General features: G+C 68.1%; 14 protein-coding genes. 6 read left to right on the top strand and 8 right to left on the bottom strand.

The window, feature by feature from the left end; translation table 11 throughout:
• Positions 1 to 131: 131 nt before the first annotated feature.
• The 5 genes from AC5Y4S_RS20825 (at position 132) to AC5Y4S_RS20845 (ending at position 17,776) form a co-directional block, all read left to right on the top strand.
• Entirely contained in the window at positions 132 to 482 is a 351-nt protein-coding gene (locus AC5Y4S_RS20825) for a hypothetical protein (RefSeq protein WP_500034498.1), read from the top strand.
• Positions 483 to 804: 322 nt separating this feature from the next.
• The gene (locus AC5Y4S_RS20830; protein WP_500034499.1) at positions 805 to 13,326 is read left to right on the top strand and encodes a type I polyketide synthase; all 12,522 of its coding nucleotides are present in this window, start codon (positions 805 to 807) and stop codon (positions 13,324 to 13,326) included.
• A 9-nt stretch (positions 13,327 to 13,335) separates the two neighbouring features.
• Positions 13,336 to 15,897: a sugar epimerase family protein gene (locus tag AC5Y4S_RS20835; protein ID WP_500034500.1), complete on the top strand. Its 2,562-nt coding sequence runs from the start codon at positions 13,336 to 13,338 to the stop codon at positions 15,895 to 15,897.
• 257 nt (positions 15,898 to 16,154) lie between these two features.
• Entirely contained in the window at positions 16,155 to 17,462 is a 1,308-nt protein-coding gene (locus AC5Y4S_RS20840; protein ID WP_500034501.1) for a cytochrome P450, read from the top strand.
• Positions 17,463 to 17,515: 53 nt separating this feature from the next.
• Entirely contained in the window at positions 17,516 to 17,776 is a 261-nt protein-coding gene (locus AC5Y4S_RS20845; RefSeq protein ID WP_500034502.1) for a hypothetical protein, read from the top strand.
• Here the strand turns inward: AC5Y4S_RS20845 and AC5Y4S_RS20850 are convergent.
• Genes AC5Y4S_RS20850 through AC5Y4S_RS20885 form a run of 8 tightly spaced genes read right to left on the bottom strand, consistent with a single transcriptional unit; the run spans position 17,753 to position 24,023 of the window.
• A complete protein-coding gene (locus tag AC5Y4S_RS20850; RefSeq protein WP_500034503.1) occupies positions 17,753 to 18,994 on the bottom strand; it encodes a cytochrome P450 in 1,242 nt (413 codons plus the stop codon). The two genes, AC5Y4S_RS20845 and AC5Y4S_RS20850, sit on opposite strands and share 24 nt — an antisense overlap.
• On the bottom strand, positions 18,991 to 19,407 hold the full coding sequence (locus tag AC5Y4S_RS20855; RefSeq protein WP_500034504.1) for a hypothetical protein: 417 nt from the start codon (positions 19,405 to 19,407) through the stop codon (positions 18,991 to 18,993). Before AC5Y4S_RS20855 ends, AC5Y4S_RS20850 begins: the two co-directional genes overlap by 4 nt.
• 20 nt (positions 19,408 to 19,427) lie before the next feature.
• The gene (locus AC5Y4S_RS20860) at positions 19,428 to 20,483 is read right to left on the bottom strand and encodes an NAD(P)H-dependent amine dehydrogenase family protein (protein WP_500034505.1); all 1,056 of its coding nucleotides are present in this window, start codon (positions 20,481 to 20,483) and stop codon (positions 19,428 to 19,430) included.
• Positions 20,480 to 20,908, bottom strand: coding sequence for a hypothetical protein (locus AC5Y4S_RS20865; RefSeq protein WP_500034506.1), 429 nt, complete (start codon positions 20,906 to 20,908; stop codon positions 20,480 to 20,482). Before AC5Y4S_RS20865 ends, AC5Y4S_RS20860 begins: the two co-directional genes overlap by 4 nt.
• 13 nt (positions 20,909 to 20,921) lie before the next feature.
• Positions 20,922 to 21,629 (bottom strand): hypothetical protein, encoded by a 708-nt coding sequence (locus tag AC5Y4S_RS20870; protein ID WP_500034507.1) that lies wholly within the window; start codon positions 21,627 to 21,629, stop codon positions 20,922 to 20,924.
• Positions 21,626 to 21,754, bottom strand: coding sequence for a hypothetical protein (locus AC5Y4S_RS20875; protein WP_500034508.1), 129 nt, complete (start codon positions 21,752 to 21,754; stop codon positions 21,626 to 21,628). The genes AC5Y4S_RS20870 and AC5Y4S_RS20875 overlap by 4 nt, the downstream gene beginning before the upstream one ends.
• Positions 21,755 to 21,780: 26 nt before the next feature.
• The gene (locus AC5Y4S_RS20880) at positions 21,781 to 22,563 is read right to left on the bottom strand and encodes a CbbQ/NirQ/NorQ/GpvN family protein (protein WP_500034509.1); all 783 of its coding nucleotides are present in this window, start codon (positions 22,561 to 22,563) and stop codon (positions 21,781 to 21,783) included.
• A complete protein-coding gene (locus tag AC5Y4S_RS20885; RefSeq protein ID WP_500034650.1) occupies positions 22,560 to 24,023 on the bottom strand; it encodes a nitric oxide reductase activation protein NorD in 1,464 nt (487 codons plus the stop codon). Before AC5Y4S_RS20885 ends, AC5Y4S_RS20880 begins: the two co-directional genes overlap by 4 nt.
• On the opposite strand from AC5Y4S_RS20885, the gene AC5Y4S_RS20890 reads away from it, so the two are divergent.
• Complete coding sequence (locus AC5Y4S_RS20890) at positions 23,937 to 24,152, top strand: hypothetical protein (protein ID WP_500034658.1); 216 nt, start codon at positions 23,937 to 23,939, stop codon at positions 24,150 to 24,152. The genes AC5Y4S_RS20885 and AC5Y4S_RS20890 overlap by 87 nt on opposite strands.
• Positions 24,153 to 24,229 lie beyond the last annotated feature (77 nt).

Genomic DNA, 24,229 nt, shown 5'->3' on the forward strand with positions numbered 1-24,229 from the left:
GGGCTGTGGTGCAATTTCCGTTTAGCAAACGTAATGACGGCCCGCGTAGTTCCCAGGCCGACACGCGGCATACGCGACGCGACCTTCGATGATACGGGATCGCCGACGACGGCCGACTATCCTCGGCAGGCGTGACCCGCCGCGCCCGCCCCCACCCGTGCCGGTGGTGCGGTCGCGACGTGACGGACGCCGGGATGGGCCGCCGCCGCCAGTACTGCCGGCAGTCCTGCCGGCAACGCGCCTACGAGCAGCGCGCCTCTTTGAATAGGGGTGATGCGGGAGCCGTGCCGGCCGACGCGGTGGTGCTGTCCGCCGAGGACGCCGCCGACCTGTCGGATCGCGTCTACCAGGTGCGTTGCGCGGCGGAGGACGTCGCCACGGCGCTCGACGAGGGGGCCGCCCCGGCCGAGCTTCGTGAGCTGTGCGACCTGCTGATTCGGGCCGCCCGGGCCGCCGACGGTTGGCGCCGGGCGGGCGTCTAACCCGGCTTGACCACCACCGATAGGTTGCCGAGTACAGTCGCGCCATGGGCGGCGGACCATTTTCACTCGGGTTTAGAGGTCGACGCCGTTCCTCTTTTAGCAGCCGGGAGCATCGGACGTTTTGAAATCCTGCCGGAGTTGGCCATACTCACGAGCGACATTCCTGGGTCGGAGAGCAGCACGAAGCTTGTTGGAGCTGGTCGAAAAATCCACGAGACCGATTCGTGCAGCAACTTCTGTGACTCGGCAAGGGCGCTCGGCACACGCCGCATCCGGCGGTTACCAGATCGCCCACCTGCCAGGTGAGGGTTAGGCGAGGTTAGTGATGGATCAACTCCAGCATGCGACCGAAGCGCTGCGCAAAGCGCTGGTCCAGGTGGAACGCCTGAAGCGCACCAACCGTGCGTTGCTGGAGCGGTCGAGTGAGCCGATCGCCATCGTCGGGATGTCGTGCCGCTTCCCCGGCGGGGTCGAGACCCCAGAGGACCTGTGGCAAATGGTCGCCGACGGTCGCGACGTGATCACCGACTTTCCCACCGATCGCGGCTGGGACGTGGCGGCGTTGTTCGATCCCGATCCCGACGCGCGTCACAAGACCTACGCCCGCACCGGCGGCTTCGTGGACGGTGTCGCGGACTTCGACGCCGCGTTCTTCGGCATCGCGCCCAGCGAGGCGCTGGCGATGGACCCCCAGCATCGGATGCTGCTGGAGTTGTCGTGGGAGGCGTTGGAGCGGGCCGGGATCGATCCCAGCGGGCTGCGCGGCAGCGCCACCGGCGTCTTCGCCGGGCTCATCGTTCAGGGCTACGGCATGTTGGCCGAGGAGATCGAGGGCTACCGGCTCACCGGCATGACCTCCAGCGTCGCCTCCGGCCGGGTGTCGTATGTGCTCGGGCTGGAGGGCCCGGCGGTGTCGGTGGACACGGCGTGCTCGTCGTCGTTGGTGGCCCTGCACATGGCGGTGCAGTCGCTGCGAACGGGCGAATGCGACCTGGCCCTGGCCGGCGGCGCGACCGTCAACGCCACGCCCACGGTCTTCGTCGAGTTCAGCCGCCACCGCGGCCTGGCGCCGGACGGCCGCTGCAAGGCCTACGCGGGCGCCGCCGACGGCGTCGGCTGGTCCGAGGGCGGGGCCATGCTGGTCGTCGAGCGGTTGTCGGACGCGCGACGGCTCGGACATCCAGTGTTGGCGGTGGTGCGCGGCTCGGCCGTCAACCAGGACGGCGCGTCGAACGGGCTGACCGCGCCCAACGGCCCATCGCAGCAGCGGGTGGTGCGCGCCGCGCTGGCCAATGCCGGGCTTTCGGCCGCCGACGTGGACGTCGTCGAGGGTCACGGCACCGGGACCACGCTGGGTGATCCGATCGAGGCGCAGGCGTTGTTGGCCACGTACGGCCAAGACCGCGACGCCCCGCTGTGGCTGGGATCGATCAAATCGAACATGGGTCACACGCAGGCCGGCGCCGGGGTCGCCGGGGTGATCAAGATGGTGCAGGCGATGCGCCACGAGACGCTGCCCGCGACGCTGCACGTCGATGTGCCCAGCCCGCACGTGGATTGGTCGGCGGGCGCGGTGTCGCTGCTCACCGAGAACCAGCCCTGGCCGGCGAGCCGCGCGCGCCGCGCGGGTGTGTCGTCGTTCGGGATCAGCGGCACCAACGCGCACGTGATCGTCGAGGCGGTGCCCGAGGCCCCGCAACGCGAGCCTGACCCGGCGCCGGCGGCGCTGCCGTGGGCGGTGTCGGCAAAGTCGGCCTCGGCGTTGCGATCTCAGGCCGCCCGCTTGGCGGCGCACGTGCGCGCCCATGCCGATCTCGATGCCGCCGATGTGGCGTGGACGCTGGGGGGCCGGTCGGACTTCGAGCATCGTGCCGTGGTTGTCGGCGGTGACCGGGACCGGTTGCTGGCCGGGCTGGATGAGCTGGCAGCAGACGAACCCGTATCGGTGATCCGGGGAACCGCCGCTGCCGCGGGCAAGACCGTCTTCGTCTTCCCCGGTCAGGGCTCCCAATGGCTGGGCATGGGCGTCGAATTGCTGGACACCGCACCGGTATTCGCGCAACAGATCCAGGCGTGCGAGGAGGCTTTCGCCGAGTTCGTCGACTGGTCGCTGACCGACGTTCTGCGCGGCGCCCCCGACGCCCCGGGCTTGGACCGGGTGGACGTGGTGCAGCCGGTGCTGTTTGCGGTGATGGTGTCGCTGGCCGAGCTGTGGAAGTCGGTGGGGGTCAATCCCGACGCGGTGATCGGGCACTCGCAGGGCGAGATCGCCGCGGCCTACGTCGCCGGTGCGCTGTCGTTGGCCGACGCCGCCCGGGTGGTCACGTTGCGCAGCAAGCTGCTGAGGTCGCTGGCCGGCCCTGGCGGCATGCTGTCCATCGCATGCAGCACCGAGCGCGCCCGGGAGCTGTTGGCGCCCTACGGAAATCGCGTCAGCATCGCCGCCGTGAACGGCCGATCGGCCGTCGTGGTGTCCGGGGACGGGGCCGCGCTGGACGAACTCGTCGGGTTCTGCGGCGACCTGGAGCTGCGCACCCGGCGGATCGACGTCGACTATGCGTCGCATTCGGTCGAGGTCGAGGCGATCCGAAGCGAGCTCGCCGACGTGCTGGCCGGCATCGAGCCGCGGTCCTCGCGCACGGCGTTTTTCTCGACGGTGACCGGAAACCGGTTGGACACGGCGGGATTGGACGCCGACTACTGGTATCGCAACATCCGGCAGACCGTCCAGTTCGACCAGGCGGTGGGCAGCGCGTGCGAGCACGGATTCCGGACGTTCATCGAATCCAGTCCGCACCCCGCGTTGATCGCCGGGATCGAAGACACCGCCAACAGCTGCTTAGCGGGCGACAGCCCGCAAATCAGTGAGGCGATCGTCGTTCCCACGCTGGGCCGCGACGACGGCGGCCTCGAGAGGTTCCTGATCTCGGCCGCCACCGCGTTCGTCGCGGGGGTGGGCGTGGACTGGCGCGGGGCGCTGGACGGGGCGGGCTTCGTGGAGCTGCCGACCTACGCCTTTGACCGACGCCGGTTTTGGCTGTCCGGCGAAGGGGTCGCGGCCGACGTCACGGGCCTGGGCCTGGGAACCAGCGAACACCCGTTGCTGAGCGCGGTCGTGGAGCTGCCGTCCTCCGGCGGCGTGCTGCTGACCGGCCGGTTGTCGGCCGGCCTGCAGGGCTGGCTGGCCGATCACGCGGTGTCCGGGGTGGCCGTGTTCCCCGGAGCGGGGTTCGTCGAGTTGGCGATCCGCGCCGGTGACGAAGTCGGTTGCTCGACGGTCGACGAACTGACGCTGCAGGCGCCATTGATGTTGCCCGCCAAGGATTCCGGGTCGGGCTCGGTCGCCGTGCAAGTCGTGGTGGGGGCCGAGGACGAGGGCGGCCGGCGCGGCGTGTCGATCTTCTCGCGCCACGACGCCGGCTCCGGCTGGGTGTGCCACGCCGAGGGCACGCTCGGCAAGGGCTCGGTCGAGCCGACGGCGGACCTGTCGGTGTGGCCACCGGCGGGGGCGGTCGCCGCCGACCCGGCCGAGGGCTACGAACGCTTGGCGGCGCGCGGTTACGGCTACGGCCCCGCGTTCCAGGGCCTCACCGCGGCGTGGGTCCGCGGCGACGAGGTGTTCGCCGAGGTCCGGCTGCCCGACGCCGCCGGGGGCGTCAACGGGTTCGGTGTGCACCCCGCGTTGCTGGACGCGGCGATGCACGCGCTGGTGATGGGCCACCAAATCGCCGGCGGGGCAGACGAAGTCGTGTTGCCATTCTCCTGGGAGGGTGTGTCGCTGCACGCCGCGGGTGCGTCGGCGGTGCGCGCGCGCATCGCGCCGGCCGGTACGTCGGCGGCCAAGGCGGTTTCCAAGGCGGTTTCCATCGAACTCGCCGACGGTCTCGGGTTGCCGGTGCTGTCGGTGCGGGCGATGGCGGCCCGGCCGGTCAGCGAGCAGCAGCTGCGCGCGGCGGTGTCCGGCGCGGGCCCGGACCGGCTCTTCGAGGTGAACTGGTCGCCGGCGACGGCGACCGCCTCGGCCGGGGATACGCCGTCCTACCGGTTGTTCGAATCCCTTGCCGCCGCGCATGATCCGGTCACGCAGACCCATGAGCGCACGCATCATGCGCTGGCCGCCGTGCAGTCGTGGTTGTCCGAGCATGACTCCGGTGTGTTGGTGGTGGCCACCCGCGGTGCGATGGCATTGCCGGGGGACGACGTCACCGACTTGGCCGGCGCCGCGGTGTGGGGGCTGGCGCGGTCGGCGCAGACCGAGCACCCCGGCCGGATCGTCCTCGTGGATACCGATGCGCCGCTGGATGATCGGGCGATCGCCGCCGTCCTCGCGCTCGGCGAGCCGCAGGTATTGGTGCGCGGCGAAACGCATTACCACCCGCGGGTGCAGGGCAGCCGCGCGGTCGACGGTCTCCTGGTACCTCCGGCCGACGGCCCGTGGCGGCTGGGCATCAGCAGCGCCAGCACGTTCGAAAACCTGCGCCTGGAGCCGGTGCCCGACGCCGGCGCGCCGCTGCAGCCGGGGCAGGTGCGGGTGGCCCTGCGCGCGATCGCCGCGAACTTCCGCGACGTCATGATCACCCTGGGCATGTTCACCCACGACGCCCTGCTCGGCGGTGAAGGGTCCGGCGTAGTGGTCGAAGTCGGGCCAGGCGTCACCGAGTTCGCGGTGGGCGATTCGGTGTACGGATTCTTCCCCGACGGCAGCGGCACCCTGGTCGCCGGCGACGTCCGCCTGCTGGTGCACAAGCCCGAAGACTGGTCCTACCCCGAATCCGCCGCCATCTCCGCCGTTTTCACCACCGCCTACATGGCGTTCATCCACCTGGCCGACGCCAAACCGGGCCAGCGGGTGTTGGTGCACGCCGCGGCGGGCGGAGTCGGGATGGCCGCCGTCCAGCTGGCCCGGCATCTGGGCCTGGAGGTGTACGGGACCGCCAGCCGCGGCAAGTGGGACACCCTGCGGGCCATGGGCCTTGACGACGACCACGTCGCGGACTCCCGGAGCCTGGAATTCGAGGAGAAGTTCCGGGCGGCCACCGGCGGGGCCGGGATGGACATCGTGCTGGACTCGCTGGCAGGCGAATTCGTCGACGCCTCCCTGCGGTTGGTCGCCCCCGGCGGCATGTTCCTCGAGATGGGCAAGACCGACATCCGCGACCCCGACGCGATCGCGCAGGAATATCCGGGCGTGCGCTACCGCGCCTTCGACCTCTTCGAGCCGGGCCGCCCCCGAATGCATCAGTGGATGCTCGAGCTGGCCGGGCTCTTCGACGCCGGCGTACTGAAGCCGTTGCCGGTGACGACGTTTGACGTGCGACGCGCGCGCACCGCGTTGCGCTACCTGAGCCAGGCCCGCCATGTCGGCAAGGTCGTCATGACCATGCCTTTTGGGCCTGGTGCCGGGCTGGCCTCGGGCACCGTGCTGATCACCGGCGGCACCGGCATGGCGGGTGCCACGCTGGCCCGCCACCTGGTGGCGCACCACGGCGTCCGGGACCTGGCGCTGCTGAGCCGCCGCGGCCCGGACGCGCCGGGTGCGGCCGAACTGGTCGCCGAGCTGGAGGCCGCGGGTGCGCGGGTCGCGGTGGTCGCGTGCGATGCGGCCGACCGGGCCGCGCTGGCGGCGGTGATCGCCACTGTGCCAACGCTTTCGGCCGTCATTCATGCGGCCGGCGTACTCGACGACGCGATGGTCAGCTCCCTGACGCCGGAGCGGGTCGATGCGGTGTTGGGGGCCAAGGTCGACGCGGCGTGGAACCTGCACGAATTGACGCGCGACCTCGATCTGTCGGCGTTCGTGATGTTCTCCTCGATGGCCGGGCTGGTGGGCTCGTCGGGCCAGGGCAACTACGCGGCCGCCAACTCATTCCTGGACGGACTGGCCGCGCATCGGCGCGCACACGGGCTGCCGGCGATATCGCTGGCGTGGGGCCTGTGGGATCAGGCCAGCGCGATGACCGGCGGGCTCGACGAGGCCGACCTCGCCCGGCTGGGCCGCGACGGAATCCTGGCCTTGTCGTCGGCCGAGGCGATGGAATTGTTTGACACCGCGCTGATCGTCGACGAACCGTTCATGGCGCCCGCCCGCATCGATCTTGGCGCGCTGCGCGCCCACGCCCTCGCGGTGCCGCCGATGTTCAGCGACCTCGTCAACGCACCGGCTCGCCGCCGCGTCGACGACTCGCTTGCCGCGGCGAAGTCGAAATCGGCGCTGGCGCATCGCCTGCAGGGGCTGCCCGAGGCCGAGCAGCACGCGGTGCTGCTGGACCTGGTGCGCTCGCACATCGCCACCGTGCTGGGCAACACCACCGCCGAGGCGATCGACCCGGACAAGGCGTTCCAGGAGTTGGGCTTTGACTCGTTGACCGCGGTCGAAATGCGCAACCGGCTCAAAACCGCCACGGGACTGGCGCTTTCGCCCACGCTGATCTTCGACTACCCGACGCCCAGCGGCTTGGCTAGCTACATGCGCACCGAGCTCGCCGGAGCGCCGCAAGAGGTCAGCCACGCCCCGGTGGTCCGCGCCACCGACGACGACCCGATCGTCATCGTCGGCATGTCGTGCCGGTATCCCGGTGGGGTGAATTCCCCCGAGGACCTTTGGGACATGCTGACCGAGGGCCGCGACGTGCTCTCGGAATTCCCGACCGATCGCGGTTGGAACCTCGACGGGCTGTACAACCCGGACCCCGACGTTCCGGGCACCTGCTACACCCGCACCGGCGGCTTCGTCGACGATGTCGCCGGCTTCGACCCCGCCTTCTTCGGCATCACGCCGAACGAGGCGCTGGCCATGGACCCGCAGCAGCGGCTGTTCCTCGAGCTGTCCTGGGAAGCGTTGGAGCGCGCGGGAATCGAGCCCGGCGGGTTGCGGGGCAGCGCCACCGGCGTGTTCGCCGGGGTGTACACGCAGGGCTACGGAATCGGCGCCCCGGCGGCCGCCGAGGGCTTCCGGCTGACCGGGCAGTCGTCCAGTGTGGCGTCGGGCCGCATTTCGTATGCGCTGGGCCTGGAGGGCCCCGCGGTCTCGGTGGACACGGCGTGCTCGTCGTCGTTGGTGGCCTTGCACATGGCGGTGCAGTCGCTGCGCACGGGCGAATCCGATCTGGCCCTGGCCGGCGGCGTCACGGTCAACGCCACCCCGGACATCTTCGTCGAGTTTAGCCGCATGCGCGGGCTGTCCGCCGACGGCCGGTGCAAGGCCTACGCCGGCGCGGCCGACGGCACCGGATTCTCCGAGGGCGGCGGCATGCTCGTGGTGGAGCGCCTGTCCGACGCCGAGCGCCTCGGGCACCAGGTGCTGGCGGTGGTTCGGGGTTCGGCGATCAACCAGGACGGCGCCTCGAACGGCTTGACCGCGCCCAACGGTCCGTCGCAGCAGAGGGTGGTGCGGGCGGCGCTGGCCAATGCCGGGCTGTCCGCGGCCGAGGTCGACGCGGTCGAAGGCCACGGCACCGGAACGATGTTGGGCGATCCCATTGAGGCCCAAGCGTTGTTGGCCACCTATGGACGCGACCGCGCCGAACCGCTATGGCTGGGGTCGATCAAGTCGAACATGGGTCACACGCAGGCCGCGGCCGGCGTTGCCGGTGTGATCAAGATGGTGCTGGCGATGCGCCACGAGATGTTGCCGGCCACGTTGCACGTCGACGAGCCCAGCCCCCACGTGGATTGGTCGCTGGGGGCCGTGTCGTTGCTGACCGAAGCCCGGCCCTGGCCCGCACACGGCAAGACCCTGCGCGCCGGGGTGTCCTCGTTCGGCATCAGTGGCACCAACGCACACGTGATCATCGAAGCCGCGCCCGCCGGGTCGGAGCGCGTCGTGCAGCGCCCCGAGCTGCCGGTGGTGCCGTGGGTGGTGTCGGCGAAATCGGCGACGGCCCTGACGTCGCAGGCCACCCGGCTGGCGACGCACCTTCGCAGCCACGCCGCACTCGACGTCGCCGATGTGGCGTGGTCGCTGGCGGGCCGGTCAAACTTTGAGCATCGGGCCGTCGTCGTCGGCGGTGACCGCGACGACCTGCTGGCCGGGCTGGACGAGCTGGCCCGCGACGACCTGGCCGGCTCGGTGATAAGTGGCGTGGCAACGTCCGCCGGCAAGACCGTCTTCGTCTTCCCGGGCCAGGGCTCCCAAATCCTCGGCATGGGAAGGGAGTTGCACGCGGCGTACCCGGTGTTCGCCGAGGCGTTCGACGCCGTGCTGGGCGAGTTGGACCAGCACCTGCTGCGGCCCCTGCGCGACGTCATGTGGGGCCAGGACGAAAACCTGCTTAACACAACCGAATTCGCGCAGCCGGCCCTGTTCGCCGTGGAAGTCGCCCTGTTCCGGCTGCTCGAATCCTGGGGTGTACGGCCCGATTTCGTGATGGGCCACTCGGTCGGCGAGATCACCGCCGCACACGTCGCCGGTGTCCTGTCGCTCGAGAACGCGGCGGTACTGGTCGCCGCCCGAGGCCGGTTCATGCAGGCGCTGCCGGCCGGCGGAGCGATGATCGCCGTGCAGGCCACCGAAGACGAGGTGCGGCCACTGCTGACGGCCGGCGTCGGCATCGCGGCGGTCAACGGGCCTGCCTCCGTGGTCATTTCCGGCCCCGACGACGCGGTGACCGCGGTCGCCGACCGGCTGCGCGCCGACGGCCGCCGCGTCCATCGACTCGCCGTCTCCCACGCGTTCCACTCCCCGCTGATGGATCCGATGATCGACGAATTCGGAACCGTCGCGGGCGGGCTCGTCGTCGGCAAGCCCACCATCCCGGTCGTGTCGAACCTGACCGGGCAACTGGCCGGCGACGACTTTGGTTCGGTGGCGTACTGGAAGCGGCACGTCCGCGAGGCCGTGCGATTCGCCGACAGCGTCCGGTTCGCGCACTCCGCCGGCGCCACCCGGTTCCTCGAAGTCGGGCCGAGCGGCGGGCTGACAGCGTCGATCGAGGAGTCGCTGCCGGACGCCGTCGTGACCACCACGTCGGCCCTGCGCAAGGAACGCCTGGAGCCGGCGTCGCTGATCAACGCCGTCGCGCAGGGGTTCGTCGCCGGGATGGACGTGGACTGGCGCGGCACGCTCGGCGCGGCCAACTTCGTTGAGCTGCCCACGTATGCCTTCGAACGGCGGCGCTTTTGGCTCGCCGCCGACGGCGCCTCCGCGGACGCGGCCGGGCTGGGGCTGGCGGCCGGCGAACACGCCCTGCTGGGCGCGGTGGTGGAGCTGCCGGCCTCGGGTGGCGTCGTGCTGACCGGTCGGTTGTCGCCGAGCGTGCAAGGCTGGCTGGCCGACCACGCCGTCGGTGGTGTCGTGCTTTTCCCGGGTGCGGGATTCGTCGAGTTGGCGATCCGGGCCGGCGACGAGGTGGGCTGCGGCGTCGTCGACGAGCTGAACCTGGCCGCACCGCTGGTGTTGCCGGCCGGTGGGTCGGTCGCGGTTCAGGTCGTCGTCGGTGGCGCGGACGATTCGGGCGCCCGTTCGGTATCGGTCTTTTCGCGCGCCGAGTCGGGGTCCGGCTGGTCGTTGCACGCCGAGGGCGTGCTGCGCGCGGGGTCCGTGCAACCGGACACGGATCTGTCGGCGTGGCCACCGGTGGGCGCGGTGCCGGTGGATATCGGCGACGGGTACGAGCGGCTGGCCGAGCGTGGCTACGGGTACGGGCCCGCGTTCCGCGGCCTGACGTCCATGTGGCGCCGCGGCGACGAGGTGTTCGCCGAAGTCGCGCTGCCCGAGGACGCCGGGCTGTCGGTGGCCGGATTCGGTGTCCACCCCGCGATTCTCGACGCCGCGTTGCACGCGGTGATCCTGGCGTCGGATAGCGGCGAGCTCCCCCAAGGGTCGATGCTGGTGCCGTTCTCGTGGCAGCGGGTGTCCCTGCACGCGGCGGGCGCGGCGGCGGTGCGGGCGCGGATCGTGCCGGTGGGGGAGTCGGCCGTGTCGATCGAATTGGCCGATGGCTTGGGGTTGCCGGTGCTCTCGGTGGCGTCGATGGTGGCCCGACCGGTGACCGATCAGCAGCTGCTGGCCGCGGTGTCGAGTTCCGGACCCGACCGGCTCTTCGAGGTCGTCTGGTCCGCGCAGCCGCTGTCCGCGGTGCAGCCGGTGGAGGTGTGCGCCTGGGGTACTGAGGGTTTGGAGGAATTCGAGGACACCGCGGCGGTGCTTTTCGAATCGGCACCCGTCGCCGGGGACGTCGTCACCGAGGTACACGCGGCGACGCGCGCGGTGCTGCCGGTGCTGCAGTCATGGCTCTCGCGCGACGGGGCGGGAACGCTGGTGGTGTCGACCCGCGGCGCCATGGCATTGCCGGGGGAGGACGTCACCGATCTGGCGGGCGCGGCGGTGTGGGGCCTGGTGCGCTCGGCGCAGACGGAGCACCCCGGCCGCATCGTGCTCGTCGACACCGATGTGCCGCTGGATTCCGACGCTGTGGCGGCCGTTTTGGCGCCGGCCGAGCCGCAGGTGTTGCTGCGCAACGGGACCGTCTTCACCGCGCGGGTGCACGGCAGCCGCGCCGTCGGCGGCCTGTTGGTGCCGCCCGACGACGGCCCGTGGCGGCTGGGCATGAGCAGCTACGGCACCATCGAGAATCTGCGCTTGGAGCGGATCCCCGACGCCTCTAAGCACGTTGCACCGCTGGGCCCCGGCCAGGTCCGGGTCGCCCTGTCGGCCATCGCCGCCAACTTCCGCGACGTGATGATCGCGCTGGGCCTCTACCCCGATCCGGACGCGGTCATGGGCATCGAGGCGGCCGGCGTCGTTCTCGAAACGGCCCCGGGCGACGGCCGTTTCGCCGTCGGCGACCGGGTCATGGGCCTGTTCCCGGACGGGACCGGGACCATCGCCACCACCGACCAGCGGCTGCTGGTCAAGGTGCCGGCCGGCTGGTCACTGACGGCGGCCGCGACGGCGTCGGTGGTGTTCGCCACCGCCCGCTATGCGCTGGTCGACCTCGCGGGCGTCAAGCCGGGTCAGCGGGTCCTCGTGCACGCCGCGGCCGGCGGGGTGGGCATGGCCGCCGTGCAGCTGGCCCGCCACCTCGGCCTGGAGGTGTTCGCGACGGCCAGTCGGGGCAAGTGGGACACGTTGCGGGCCATGGGCTTTGACGACGACCACATCGCCGACTCGCGCAGCCTCGATTTCGAGGAGAAGTTCCGCACGATCACCGGGGGCCGCGGCGTTGACGTGGTGCTCGACTCGCTGTCCGGCGATTTCGTCGACGCGTCGCTACGGCTGGTCGCCCCCGGCGGGGTGTTCTTGGAGATGGGCAAGACCGACATTCGCGACCCGGAGGTCGTCGCCCGCGACCACCCGGGTGTGCGCTACCGCGCCTTCGACCTCTTCGAGGCCGGACCCGAGCGCATCCAGGAGATGCTCGACGAGCTGGCGGCGCTGTTCGGGGACGACGTGCTGCAACCGTTGCCGGTCACCAGGTTTGACGTGCGGCGCGCGCCGGCGGCGTTGCGGTACCTGAGCCAGGCCCGCCACGTCGGCAAGGTCGTGATGAGCATGCCGGACGCCTGGGTGGCGGGCACCGTGCTGATCACCGGCGCGACCGGCATGGCGGGTTCGGCGTTGGCACGTCACGTCGTAACCCGGCACGGCGCGCGTCATCTGGTGCTGATGAGCCGGCGCGGCCTGGACGCACCGGGCGCGGCGGAGCTGATGACCGAGCTGTCCGCGGCCGGGGCCCAGGTGCAGGTGGTCGCCTGCGACGCGGCGGACCGCGAGGCCGTCGCCAAGGTGCTGGCCGATATCCCGGTGCAGCGACCGCTGTCCGGCGTGATTCACGCGGCCGGGGTGCTCGACGACGCGGTGATCTCGTCGCTGACGCCGGAACGCGTCGACGCGGTGTTGCGCGCCAAGGTCGATGCGGCATGGAACCTGCATGAGCTCACCCGCGACCTCGACGTGTCCGCGTTCGTGATGTTCTCGTCGATGGCCGGGCTGGCCGGAGCGTCGGGCCAGGCCAACTATGCGGCGGCCAACTCGTTCCTGGACGGGCTGGCGGTGCACCGGCGCAACCTGGGGTTGCCGGCGATCTCGCTGGCATGGGGCCTGTGGGACCAGGCCAGCGCCATGACCGGTGCCCTGGGCGCCGCCGACCGGGCCCGGTTCGGCCGGGACGGCATCGTCGCGATGTCCTCCGACGAGGCGCTGGAATTGATGGACACCGCGTTGATCGTCGACGAGCCGTTCATGTTGCCCGCGCACATCGACCTCGCGGCGCTGCGCGTCAAGTTCGACAACGGCACGCTGCCGCCCATGTTCGTCGATTTGATCAACGCGCCGACCCGGCGTCAGGTTGACGATTCGCTGGCGGCGGCGAAGTCGAAATCGGCTCTGCTGCAGCGCCTCGAGGGGCTGCCCGAGGACGAACAGCAGGCGGTGGTGCTGGACTTGGTCCGCTCGAACATCGCCACGGTGCTGGGCAACTCCAGCCCCGAGTCCATCGATCCGGATCGGGCGTTCCAGGAGTTGGGCTTCGACTCGCTGACCGCCGTCGAGATGCGCAACCGGCTCAAATCGGCCACCGGGCTGGGGCTTTCGCCGACGCTGATCTTCGACTACCCGAACTCCGCGGCGCTGGCCGGCTACATCTACCGCGAACTCGTCGGCACGGCGGAGCAAAGCGCCCCTGCCGCCGCGCCCGGTGAGGCCGAGATCCAACGCGTCGTCGGGTCCATTCCGGTCAAGCGCCTGCGCCAGGCGGGGGTGCTGGAGCTGCTGCTCGCGTTGGCGAACGAGGCCGACGGCAGCGGTCCGTCGGCCCCCGCGGCGACGAGCGAAAAGGACATCGCCGACATGGATCTCGACGCGCTGGTCAACGCGGCCTTGAGCGACGATGACGACGATGAGTAAGGGCGCCGCGTGAGAGTTGCGGTCACCGGGGCCAGTGGTGTGCTCGGCCGCGGCCTCGCCGCCCGCCTCCTCAGCCAGGGCCATGACGTCGTCGGCATGGCCCGACGCCGCCCCGAAAGCTGGTCGAGCGCGGCGGAATTCGTCGAGGCGGACATCCGCGACGCGGAAGCGGTCAAGCGCGCCATCGCCGGTGCGGACGTCGTCGCGCACTGCGCGTGGGCAACCGGCAGCGAGCAGGTCAACATCGGCGGCACGCTCAACGTTCTCGAGGCGATCGCCGAAACCGGAACCCGACGAATCGTTTTCCCGTCGTCGGCGCACGTCTACGGCGGCGGGGACGCGCCCAAGACCGAGCATGACCCGAGAACCCCCGTCAGCGCCGACGGCCGGCACCGGGCCCGCGTCGAACGGCTGCTCGAGGATTCGGGCCTGGAATGGGTCGTCATCCGCTCGGCGCTGATCCTCGGCCGGAGCGTCGACAACTGGGTGCGCCGGGCGTTGGCGTTACCGGCGTTTCCCGGCGCGGCGGCCGATCGTCGCATCCAGGTCGTCCACCTCGACGACGCGCTCCGGCTGTTCAACCGGGCGATCGTGGACACCGAAGTCGGCGGTGGCCCAATCAATCTCGCCGCACCGGGTGAGCTGACCTTCCGGCGGGTGGCCGCGGCGCTCGGACGCCCGATCGTGCGCTCGGGCATCCGACCCGCCGAGCTGCGACTCGTGCAGAGTGCCCCGTTCATGGATACCGCGCGGTTGCGCCACCAGTGGGAGTTCCGGCCGGCTTGGAACTCCGCCGAGTGCATCGAGGATTTCGCGGTCGCGGTGCGCGGCCGGGTCAGCGTGGGCAAGCGGGTGGTATCGCTGCCCTGGCGGATGACCAACATCCAGGACTTGCCCACCGTCGACGCCCCGAGCGAGGACGGCGTGAAGCCCAATTGGGCCGGCCCGGCAGGGGATAACGGGGAGTTCGACACCCCGATCGACCCGCGCTTTCCCACCTTCCTGGCCACCAATTTGTCGGAGGCGTTGCCCGGCCCGTTCTCCCCGGCATCGGCCTCGGTGACTGTGCGCGGGCTGCGCGCCGGCGGCGTGGCCATCGCCGAGCGGCTGCGGCCGGGAGGGGTGATCCAGCGCGAAATCGCGATGCGCACGGTGGCGGTGTTCGCCCACCGGCTCTACGGCGCCATCACCTCGGCGCATTTCATGGCGGAGACGGTGCCCTTCGCCAAACCCGCGACGATCGTCAGCAACAGCGGATTCTTCGGCCCCAGTATGGCGTCGTTGCCGGTCTTCGGTGCGGAGCGCCCACGCTCCGAAACCAGCCGGCTGCGAAGGCAACTGCGGACTGTGCGCAATATCGGGGTGTTCGGTGTGAACCTGATCGGCCTGTCCGCCGGATCGGCCGATGACACGAACGAGTTCGTCGCCGATGTCGATCGCCTGGAGCGGCTGGCCGGCGACGACGTCAGCCGGCTCGACGATCGCCGGCTGCTGAGCCTGATTGCGCTGGCGCGCGACGAGGTGGTGCACGGCTGGGTTCTGGCCTCGGCTTCGTTCATGCTGTGCGCCGCGTTCAACGTGTTGTTGCGCGGTTTGTGTGGGCGAGACACCGCCGCGCCCGCGGGACCGGAACTGGTGAGCGCCCGATCGGTTGAGGCGATGCAGCGGTTGGTGCTCGCCGCACAGCGGGACCCGAAAGTGACGGCGCTGCTTGCCGAACCGGGGGAGCGGCTGGGCAAGCTGGCGGTCGAGGCGCCGGAGTTTCACGCCGCGGTGCTGGCCGAGCTGGCGCTGATCGGGCATCGCGGCCCGGCCGAACTCGAGATGCGCTCGACCAGCTACGCCGACGACCCCGAGTTGCTCGTGCGCATGGTGGCCAGGGCGATGAGCGCACCTCCCGCACCGCAGCCGGAGCGTACCCGGATTCCGCTGCGGGCCAAGCCGATTGCCCGCCTGGCCGGACACCAACTTCGCGATCGCGAAGTCCGTCGCGACAAAGTGGTGCGGGCCAACTGGGTGCTGCGCAACCTGATGCGTGAGTACGGGCGCCGGTTGGTCGAGGCCGGAATCTTCCAGACCGCCGACGACGTGTTCTATCTGCTGGTCGACGAGCTCGATGCCCTCCCGGCCGACGTCGGGGGCCTGGTGGCCCGGCGCCGAGCCGAACAGCGCAGGTTGGCCACCGTCGTTCCGCCGACGGTGTTCAGCGGCAGCTGGCAGCCAACCGAGACGACGTCGGCGGCACTCACCAGCGGGGACACCCTGCACGGGGTCGGTGTCTGCGGCGGCCGGGTGCGCGGCCGCGTACGGATCGTGCGGCCGGAGACCATCGACGACCTGCAGCCCGGCGAAATCCTCGTCGCCGAGGTCACCGACGTCGGTTACACCGCCGCCTTCCTTTACGCCGCGGCCGTCGTCACCGAACTCGGCGGCCCCATGTCGCACGCGGCGGTGGTGGCCCGCGAGTTCGGATTCCCGTGTGTGGTGGACGTTGCGGGCGCCACCAAGACTTTGCCGCCCGGCGCGCTTGTCGAGGTCGACGGCACGACTGGCGAAATACAAGTGCTCTAAGCGACGCCTTAGCAGGCTGGGGTCTCCTTGGCGTACCGGCGATGGTCTACGTCAGGCGGGGTCACAACAAATCCGTTTTATCACCGCGAGACATATTGGGCTCGATGTCTCATAGGCATGCGCAGCTCCTGATGATTTTGCGGACAGAAGTGCTTCTCAGCCGTGTGCGGGGCCTTCTCAACTTCGCTGCCAGGTATTGACCGCCTCGCGGCCGGGACTGACTCTAAAGCCACTGCTGTCGGGAAGGTGCGCTCATCTTGAAGCTCGGAAAGGCCGCTGACGGTTCCATCGCATTGTTGTCGCCGATCGTTGCAGCGGGGCGATTAAATGTCGCCGCGGCGCTCCGCACGCGCAGTCGGGGCTACACGGGCTGGACGGGTGCGATCAATACCGACTATGACCCGTTGGACCCGGCCGTCGCGGCGCAGCCCCACGCTGCCTACGACGCCCTGCACCGCAGCGGACGTGTTCACTACAACCCTCGGCGTGCCACATGGATTCTGCACAGACTCGACGACGTCCGCGCAGCCCTATGCGACACAGATCAGGTGACCAGCAGCCATGGAGTGACCCGAGTACGGATGGTCGCCGATCTTGTGGTGGTCACCGACGGAGAACAGCACAGCCGCCTGCGCAAACAAGTCCAGCCGGCATTTACCAAAGGTGCACTGGAGAGTTGGCGCAGCATCATCGATGAGCTTGCCGCCGAACTCGTCGATGACATGATCGCTGCTGGCGACTGCGATGCCGTGCAGCGGCTGACAATCCCGATGCCTCTTCGCGTCATCGCCGCCATCCTCGGCGTCCCCGAGAGCGACATCGCCGACTTCCGCCGGTGGTCAGACGAAGCCACCCAAATCATCAACTTCACCCCTTCGGTGAAAGGCGTTGCGAGTACGGCCCGGTCGATGCGGGCCGCAGTAGCGCTGCGCCGCTATTTCTTGAAACATCTGGCGGAGGGGCACCTTAAGGGATCGGACACCGTCCTCGGCCGCCTGTTGGCGCACAGCGCCGATGGTGCGATGACCGACAACCAGTTGTTCTATATCGCAATCTTGCTTTTGATCGCCGGCAATGAGACCACAACCAACCTTCTCGGGGGGATGCTCCACACCTACGCCCACTACCCCGATCAATACGACATGATCCGCGCCAACCCCGACCTCATCCCTCAGGCCATCGAAGAACACGTGCGCTACACCAGTCCCATTCAAAACCTCTACCGATACACTCGTGCCGACTATCAAGTAGGCGATGTCACCATCCCATCGGGTTCACGCGTGCTGATGTCATTTGGAGCGGCCAACCGCGATCCCCTTGCCTTCGACGACCCAAACACCTTCCGCGCGGACCGAAATCCACGCACCCACGTCGGTTTTGGTTACGGTCCACACCTGTGTCTGGGAGCGCCGCTGGCACGGATGGAGGCGCAAGCCGTTCTCCGTGAACTGGTCAACCGCGTGTCCCGAATCTCGCTCACCGGACCGACAACCTGGTCCACTAACAGCTCGCTGCGTGGCCCCACCCACCTTCCCGTCGTTCTTCACGAGAGGTCGACCCCATGAAGCCCGGACGCACACAATCCGAAAGATGGGCGTTGCTCGGGGGACTGGGACTCATGGCGTCCGGTATCGCGCACCTTCTGTGCCCGAGTGCGTTCGAATCGGTGAATCGAATGGCCTTCACGGACCGCATTCGGGCCCACGTGCTCATCAACGGCAGCATCGAAGCGGGCTTGGGCTTAGCGCTTTTCAATTTTCGCACTCGTCGAGCCGCCGTGGTCGCCACAGTTGTCTACCTGACCTATTTCAATGCGAGCCTGCTGTACAGGCAGCGTGTCCTACGAAGCGGCGGATCAGGTATCGAACTCGAGCGGTAGGCGCGTGGGCCCACTCATGCCGAGAAGTGGCCGCCACGGCGGATTTTCGATGCTCCGCGGATGCGGCAGGCGATGGGAAAGGATCTTGAGCGCCTCGGAGAGTTCTCGCCTGGCAAGGTTGGCGCCGAGGCAGTAGTGCGCGCCACCGCCGAAGGTGAGGATGGGCGGTGGGTCGTCGCGGGTGATGTCGAAGCGGGTGGGGTCTTCGTAGATCGACGGATCACGGTTGGCGGCATAGGTGTTCACGATGATGAAGGTGCCGGCCGGGAAGGTGTGATCGCCGATCGTGACGTCATCGGTGACGCTGCGCAAGGTGCTGCACATCGACGGCGAGTGGCGCATGGTTTCTTCGACGGCTTTCATACCGAGCTCGGGACGGTCGCGAAGTAACGCCCACTGGTCGGGATGCTCGCACAGGACTTGCATCGAAGCCGCCAATTGCGTCCGCGTGGTGTCGGTTCCGGCCACCAGAATGCTGAACGCGAGCATCCGAACCTCACCGGCGTCGAGTCGGTCGCCGCGATCTTCGGCCCGGATGAGTTCGGAGAGCAGGTCGTCGGTCAGGGTCTTGCGCCGATCGGCGATCATCCCGTCGATGTATTCGTCGAAAGCGTCCCAGGCTCTGAGGACCTTGGGTTCTTCCTCGGCCAGATCGCAGTCAAAGCTGACGATCTTGAAGATGTCCTCCGCCCACTTTGAGAACAGCTGCCAGTCTTGCCGCGGCGCGCCCAGCAGGGCACAGATGACGGGGATGGGGTACGGTCGTGCGATCTCCTCGACGAACTCGCAACTCCCTTCGGCGACAACGGCGTCGGCGAGTTCGTTGATGACGGCGTGGATCGTATCGTCCATCCTCGCGGTTGCCCGCGGCGTGAAGGCCCTCGACACGAGCCCGCGCAACCGACGGTGTTCGGCGCCTTCCATACAGAGGATGCTGCGGACGACCCGGTCCCACAGTTCACCTGACGTCACGCCGTGCGCGGTGAGGTGAATGCCCGGGGGAATCCCGAATCGCGGGTCACCCAGCACAGTTCTGGCGAGTTCGTAGGACAGCACTTCGGGTCCCACGGGCCCCAACGCGGTCGGTGCGATCTGCTGGGCGGCGCGAAACTGTGGGTAGATCTCTTGAGGTGTGTCGGTGATGTCGTAGCTCAGCACCGGTAGATCGGCGTCGAAGATGCTCGGCATCGCCGTGCCGAGGGGTTGCTGGGCTGTCATGGAATGTCCGTGGCCAGAAGTGTCAGCGGCAGGCCGCAGACCGACAGGTCGACCTCGTCGAGGTAGGAGCCGTCACCCTCGAAGTGCTGCCGGAATCGCGTTGTCGCGCCGTAGCGTTCGGCGACGGCTTCAGCGGAGGAGGCCGCCGCGACTCCAATTACCACCGTGTACACCCCGTCGCCGTGGCGCTCGAGGAACTCGTTCACGGAAGCGGCGACCTCCCCGGGCGATCCCGGGATGGGGCTGATCAGCTCGATACCGCGATTCCAGTCGAGGTGGATGTCCAACCCGAGTTCTGGCAGCTGAAAATTCTCGAAGGCAAACCCCAGGTCGGTGAACATTTGCGCGGCGGTTGCATGCCGCTCGAGCGCCACGGCGAACACGACGTGATGAAGCAGCGGCGATTCAGGCATGGACGTCTCCCAATCGACAGTTATGCATCCGCGCAAAGTACTCCACGCGGAAGGAGTAGCGGCAGGTCGTTGTAGGTGACGATGCCGGGCGCAGCGGCGACAACAGCGGGTATCGCGGTGATCGCCGGCATCGCGGTGATGGTGAGGCCCAACATGATGTAGTCGTCCAATGTCTCGCCTTGAAAGTCAGGCGGCGGAAGGAAGCTCAATGTCGTCTTGATCGTCGGCTGACCCTGAACTTCGATCGTGTAGCCCATGTCCAGCGGCCAGTCCGGGTCCAACGTTTGGCCCTTGCGCCATCGCCCACGGATCTCGATAACCTCCCGATCACCGATAATCCCTTTCCACCGGACGTCTACGCCGGCGACGCAGCCTTTCGCGATCGTCCAGTCGCCCGGAAGGTGAAGGTCCTCGGTGGTTTGCGCGTAGTCGACCTCGCAGCGCACGTCGTCGAGTTCGGCCCCTAAGGCGTCGGCGATCAGGAGCACGCCGTCGCGGAAGATGCCGGAGCCCTTTTCGGTGATAGCCCTAAGGTCTGGCCGATCGATGGGATAGCCAAAGCCCATGGGGATTTCGGTCGCGGGCGAGTTGTAGATCGTCGTATCAGCGGATTCCAGCATGGACACCTTGTCCACTCGGTCCGAAAGCCCCGCCGACACGATGGCGAACAGTTGAATGAAACCGGGGTTTATGCCGCTGCCGAAGATGGTCGATCCGCCCCGTTCGCAGGCCTCCGCGACCCGCTCGCGTCCCGCACCGAGGAAGTGGCCGGTGATGAACCCGGCCGTCCCCACCACGTTGATGCCCGCCCCGAGAATGCGGACCAGCTCGTCGACGTCGGCGAACATCGGGTTGTAGACGACACAGTCCGGCTTAAGCGCGAGTAAGGCCTCAATGTCGTTGGTGGCCTTCACGTTCAGGGTTTCGATCCCGCACAGCTCGCCGACGTCGCGGCCCGCCTTCTCCGGCGACCACGCGTAGCATCCGACGAGCTCCAGGCCGGGGTTCGAGGCGATCGCCCGCACCGAGCTCTTGCCGACGTTGCCCGTCGTCCACTGAACCACCCGGTACGTCAATGTGGCGCCGCATGCTGTTGGGCGGCCTGGCGGGCGAGTCGTTCGTCGTGAATCCTGACCAGTTCTCGGAACCCGAGCCGGTGGTACTTCGGTATCGGCTGGATGCCCCACACGTCTTGGGCGGTGGCCTTGCCCTCCGCGCCCTCGGGCGGTCCGAACGGCGGGTACGGGTACTTGCACTCCAGGGTGTCGTTGGAGTAGCGAATCTTCAGGAGCTCGCTACAGATTTCGGTGAGGCTGAGCGTCGGGTACCCGTAATAGACCGCCATGAACGGCAACGTGAATGCGCCTTCGATGACCAAGGCCACCAGGCATACCAGGACCGCGCGCTTGATCCATTTGTGCATTCGCGCGTAGTACGGTGTCGTTCCCGGCTCGAGATTTGCAGCCGGTTCTTTTTCGTCGGCGCTTGACGGTGCGGTCATGGCACTGTCCCTTCTAGTCGGTGAAGATTTCGCGGTTGACGGTGTGCAGGTAGGGGATCGCGAGGAAGGGGGTGATGTAGAAGATGTCGTAGAGCCACCAGCCGATGACCGGAAACACCACACCGGCGTAGCGCACGTCGGCGAACATCGTCATGTTGAACACATACGCGGACCAGATCACTACGCCCATCCAGCAGGTGACCACCATCCATTGATGGCCCCACCGCTTCATCTGCAAGAACCCGATCGCCGCGGCCACCCGCATGGAGAAGACCGTGAGGATGAGCCCGGCGACATAGGCCTTTTCGCCCGGCCCCGCCGCGCCGCCAATCCAGAGCTCGTTGTAATGCCAGAAGTAGCCGGCGTCGAACATGTTGCCCCAGCCGACCATCAGCACCCGGTTGATCAACGTGTGGTTGGCGACCAGGTCCAGGGCCCAGCCCAGGCTGTTGAGCATGCCGTCGATCAGCACCAGGTAGCCGATCAGGGTCACGATCATGGGCCGAACCGACAGGCCGGCGCGCAGGGCCTGACGCTGCAACCACACCCCGCGCATGAAAATGGGAAACCCGATCAGGCCCGGGGCCCACATGCCCATCAGGGCGGCGCCGACAATCATCCACTTGTCGGCGCGGCGCTGCGCCTGGCGCGATTCGTCGTGGTGGCCCTCGAGGCTGACGGAGCCGTCGCCTGAATGACGGTTGAGCAGAGGAAGATTCACAGATCCCACCAGCCTCGGGCAAACGACATGTAAAGCTGGATTCCGAACATCACCAGCAAGTAGCCGTAGATGACGATCTGGAAGACGATGAGCGCCCGCTTGCGCTTCTGCTCTTTGAGATCCATGCCGATTGCTCCTTTTCTAGGGCTTTCTAAGGCGACGTGGCCAGGCTGGCTGCCGCGACTTCACGTAGACCGTCGGTGATGGCGCCGTCCGTGCTCAGTGGCGCGAGTATGCAAGCGTCGGCCGCGTCCAATTCGGTTGCGCCGGCTGCGATCAGCTGGGCAGCGGTGACCAGCACCCTGGTGGACGGCGGTTCGAAGTGAAAGGCTTCGTCGGCGGTGCGGATCGCGACCGCGCATGCGACCAGCCGCTGCGCGGTGGCCAGGGGAATCCCGGCTTCGCCGACGATCACCTCGGCCTCGCGGTCGGGCGGTAAGTACGTCATCGCAAGCGTGACGAAACGCTGGCGGAACGAGGGTTTGAGTTCCTTCAGCGAGCTGCGATATGCCGGGTTGTATGAACAGACAAGCATGAAGGTGTCGGGCGCCCGCACGACTTCGCCGGCACGGTCGAGGTATAGCGATCGCCGGTGATCGGTGAGCGAATGCAGGATGGCCAGCGAGTCGTGGCGAGCCTCGACGACTTCGTCGAGGTAGCAGATCGCGCCGGCTTTGACGGCTCGGGTCAACGGCCCATCGGTCCAGACCACATCGCCGCCGGTCACCATGAAGCGCCCGACGAGATCGGAGCTGGTGAGATCGTCGTGGCAACTGATGGTGACCACCGGCCGCTCCAACAGCAGGCCCATGTGCTCGACGAACCGCGTTTTGCCACACCCGGTAGGCCCGGTGAGCATCACCGGGATCCGTTGGCGGAAGGCCTGTTCGAACAGCTGGACTTCGTTGCCGTTTGCAAGGTAGGTATCCGTCATGCGGCGACCAGCTCTCGATGGACATGGGCCAGCACCCGCGGCAGCTCCTCGACACGCCGGATTCGTTGAGAACGACGGGGACCGAACACCTCCGGGAGGGGATCGACTCGGGTCGGTCCAACGCCTACGTAGTACATCGAAACCCCGGCGTCGCTGGCCTCCTCGACCGCGTGTGCGGCATCTGCCCAGGCATAACGGCCCTCATAACCTTCATCGGAGATCAGTCCGTCGCCGATCACGATGAGTAGGCGCCGCTCGGAGGGCTGCTCCAGAAGGCGGTTCGTCAAATGGCGAAGCGGCGCGCCGAGTCGCGTGTAACCGCTGGTCTGAAGTCCGAGGCCGCTCGGCGGCACAAATCGCGGGTCATCGAAGTCCTTCAGGCACCGAACTTCGACGCGGTGTCGGGTGTTTCCGGTGAACATGAAGATTCCGTGGCGCTCGCGAGCACGGTTCATCGCACGCGAAAGTGCATCGGCACAAGCCAATTCCAATCGGAAGATCCGGCCACCGTGCACTCCCAGCGATGAACTACCGTCGAGAAGTAGCGCAGTGGTGACGTCTCGGCCGCTGGGTAGCAGTTCGCGGAAGATTCGGGGTTCGCTCGCCTCGCCGGTCGCCGTGTCGACGTAGTAGCTGACGTATTGTTCGACGTCCAGGTCGGAGCCGTCTTCGAGGCGATTCTGCATCGCGCGATGCGTGTGTTCTTCGAACCATTTTCGAAGGTCGGCGGAGATGGAGCCGGGTTGGCGATCGCGGCTGGTATGTGGCCGCTCGAGAACCGCCACGTGGTCTCGCATAAAACTCTTCGTCCACGCATTCCACTCCGGATAGGGAATGCCGGGTCGATGGTCGGGGGTGATGTCGAAGTCGTTGTCCTGCGGTCGGCTCGGCGGCGGCAGGTTGGGATTGCGGACACCCCCGTCGCCGCCGACGGGAACCGAGTACGGCCGCGGCAGACGCTTCTGCGTTGTCGTCCATGGCATCCTGCCAAAGCTTCGCCGCAACTTGTCGGCCAAACCCTGCGGCATCGTGTAGGCCAGCGGCAGGTTACCCAGCAGCGGGTGCACCGTCAGCGCCTGACCTGTCGCTGCCAACGCAACCGCTCGGTTGAGCATCTCGGGGGCGTCCATGTCACCGGCTTCGGTAGGGAGCTCGGGTAGCACTCGTCTGATCTCGGGCAGCAGCCCTGGCCACCGCGACGCGATCCAGCCGACGGCGACGCCGGCTTCGACAAGCGTGAGCGCCCGCAATTCGCGGTCGGAGAGCTCGTTCAGTCGATATCCGGTGACGCGCTCCTTTGAGGGCGAACATTGCAGGGCCACACCGCATGTGAGTGTTCTGCGTGTCCAGTCGGACAGGGCGGGGTAGGGGACGTGAACGAAGGTGAGCTTCCCGTTAAGCCCGAAGGCGCGCCGGTCACCGGTGACGAGCCGGACACCTTCGCGGCGTTGCTCACTCAGCGCGACCGCCGTGACGGCGCAACTTCGTTCGAGCGCCAGCGCGTGGGCATCGGCGAGTTCAACCATATGTGCCCCGAACCGCTTAGAACGTACCGATGTTGGAGAAGAGCCAATACCAGAACCAAATGATCAGGCCGGTGCCGCCCCAAGCGGCGACATAGCGAAGGATCTCCCATAGATAACCCACAATCTGTCCTCCATGTCGC

Source organism: Mycobacterium sp. NGS64 (genome assembly GCF_059812245.1).

What these genes read in the sequence shown, in the direction of transcription:
- AC5Y4S_RS20855 (WP_500034504.1), bottom strand. Translation starts at nt 19,407, where the DNA reads ATGCCTGAATCGCCGCTGCTTCATCACGTCGTGTTCGCCGTGGCGCTC.
- AC5Y4S_RS20875 (WP_500034508.1), bottom strand. Translation starts at nt 21,754, where the DNA reads ATGGATCTCAAAGAGCAGAAGCGCAAGCGGGCGCTCATCGTCTTCCAG.
- AC5Y4S_RS20865 (WP_500034506.1), bottom strand. Translation starts at nt 20,908, where the DNA reads ATGACCGCACCGTCAAGCGCCGACGAAAAAGAACCGGCTGCAAATCTC.
- AC5Y4S_RS20850 (WP_500034503.1), bottom strand. Translation starts at nt 18,994, where the DNA reads ATGACAGCCCAGCAACCCCTCGGCACGGCGATGCCGAGCATCTTCGAC.
- AC5Y4S_RS20845 (WP_500034502.1), top strand. Translation starts at nt 17,516, where the DNA reads ATGGCGTCCGGTATCGCGCACCTTCTGTGCCCGAGTGCGTTCGAATCG.
- AC5Y4S_RS20880 (WP_500034509.1), bottom strand. Translation starts at nt 22,563, where the DNA reads ATGACGGATACCTACCTTGCAAACGGCAACGAAGTCCAGCTGTTCGAA.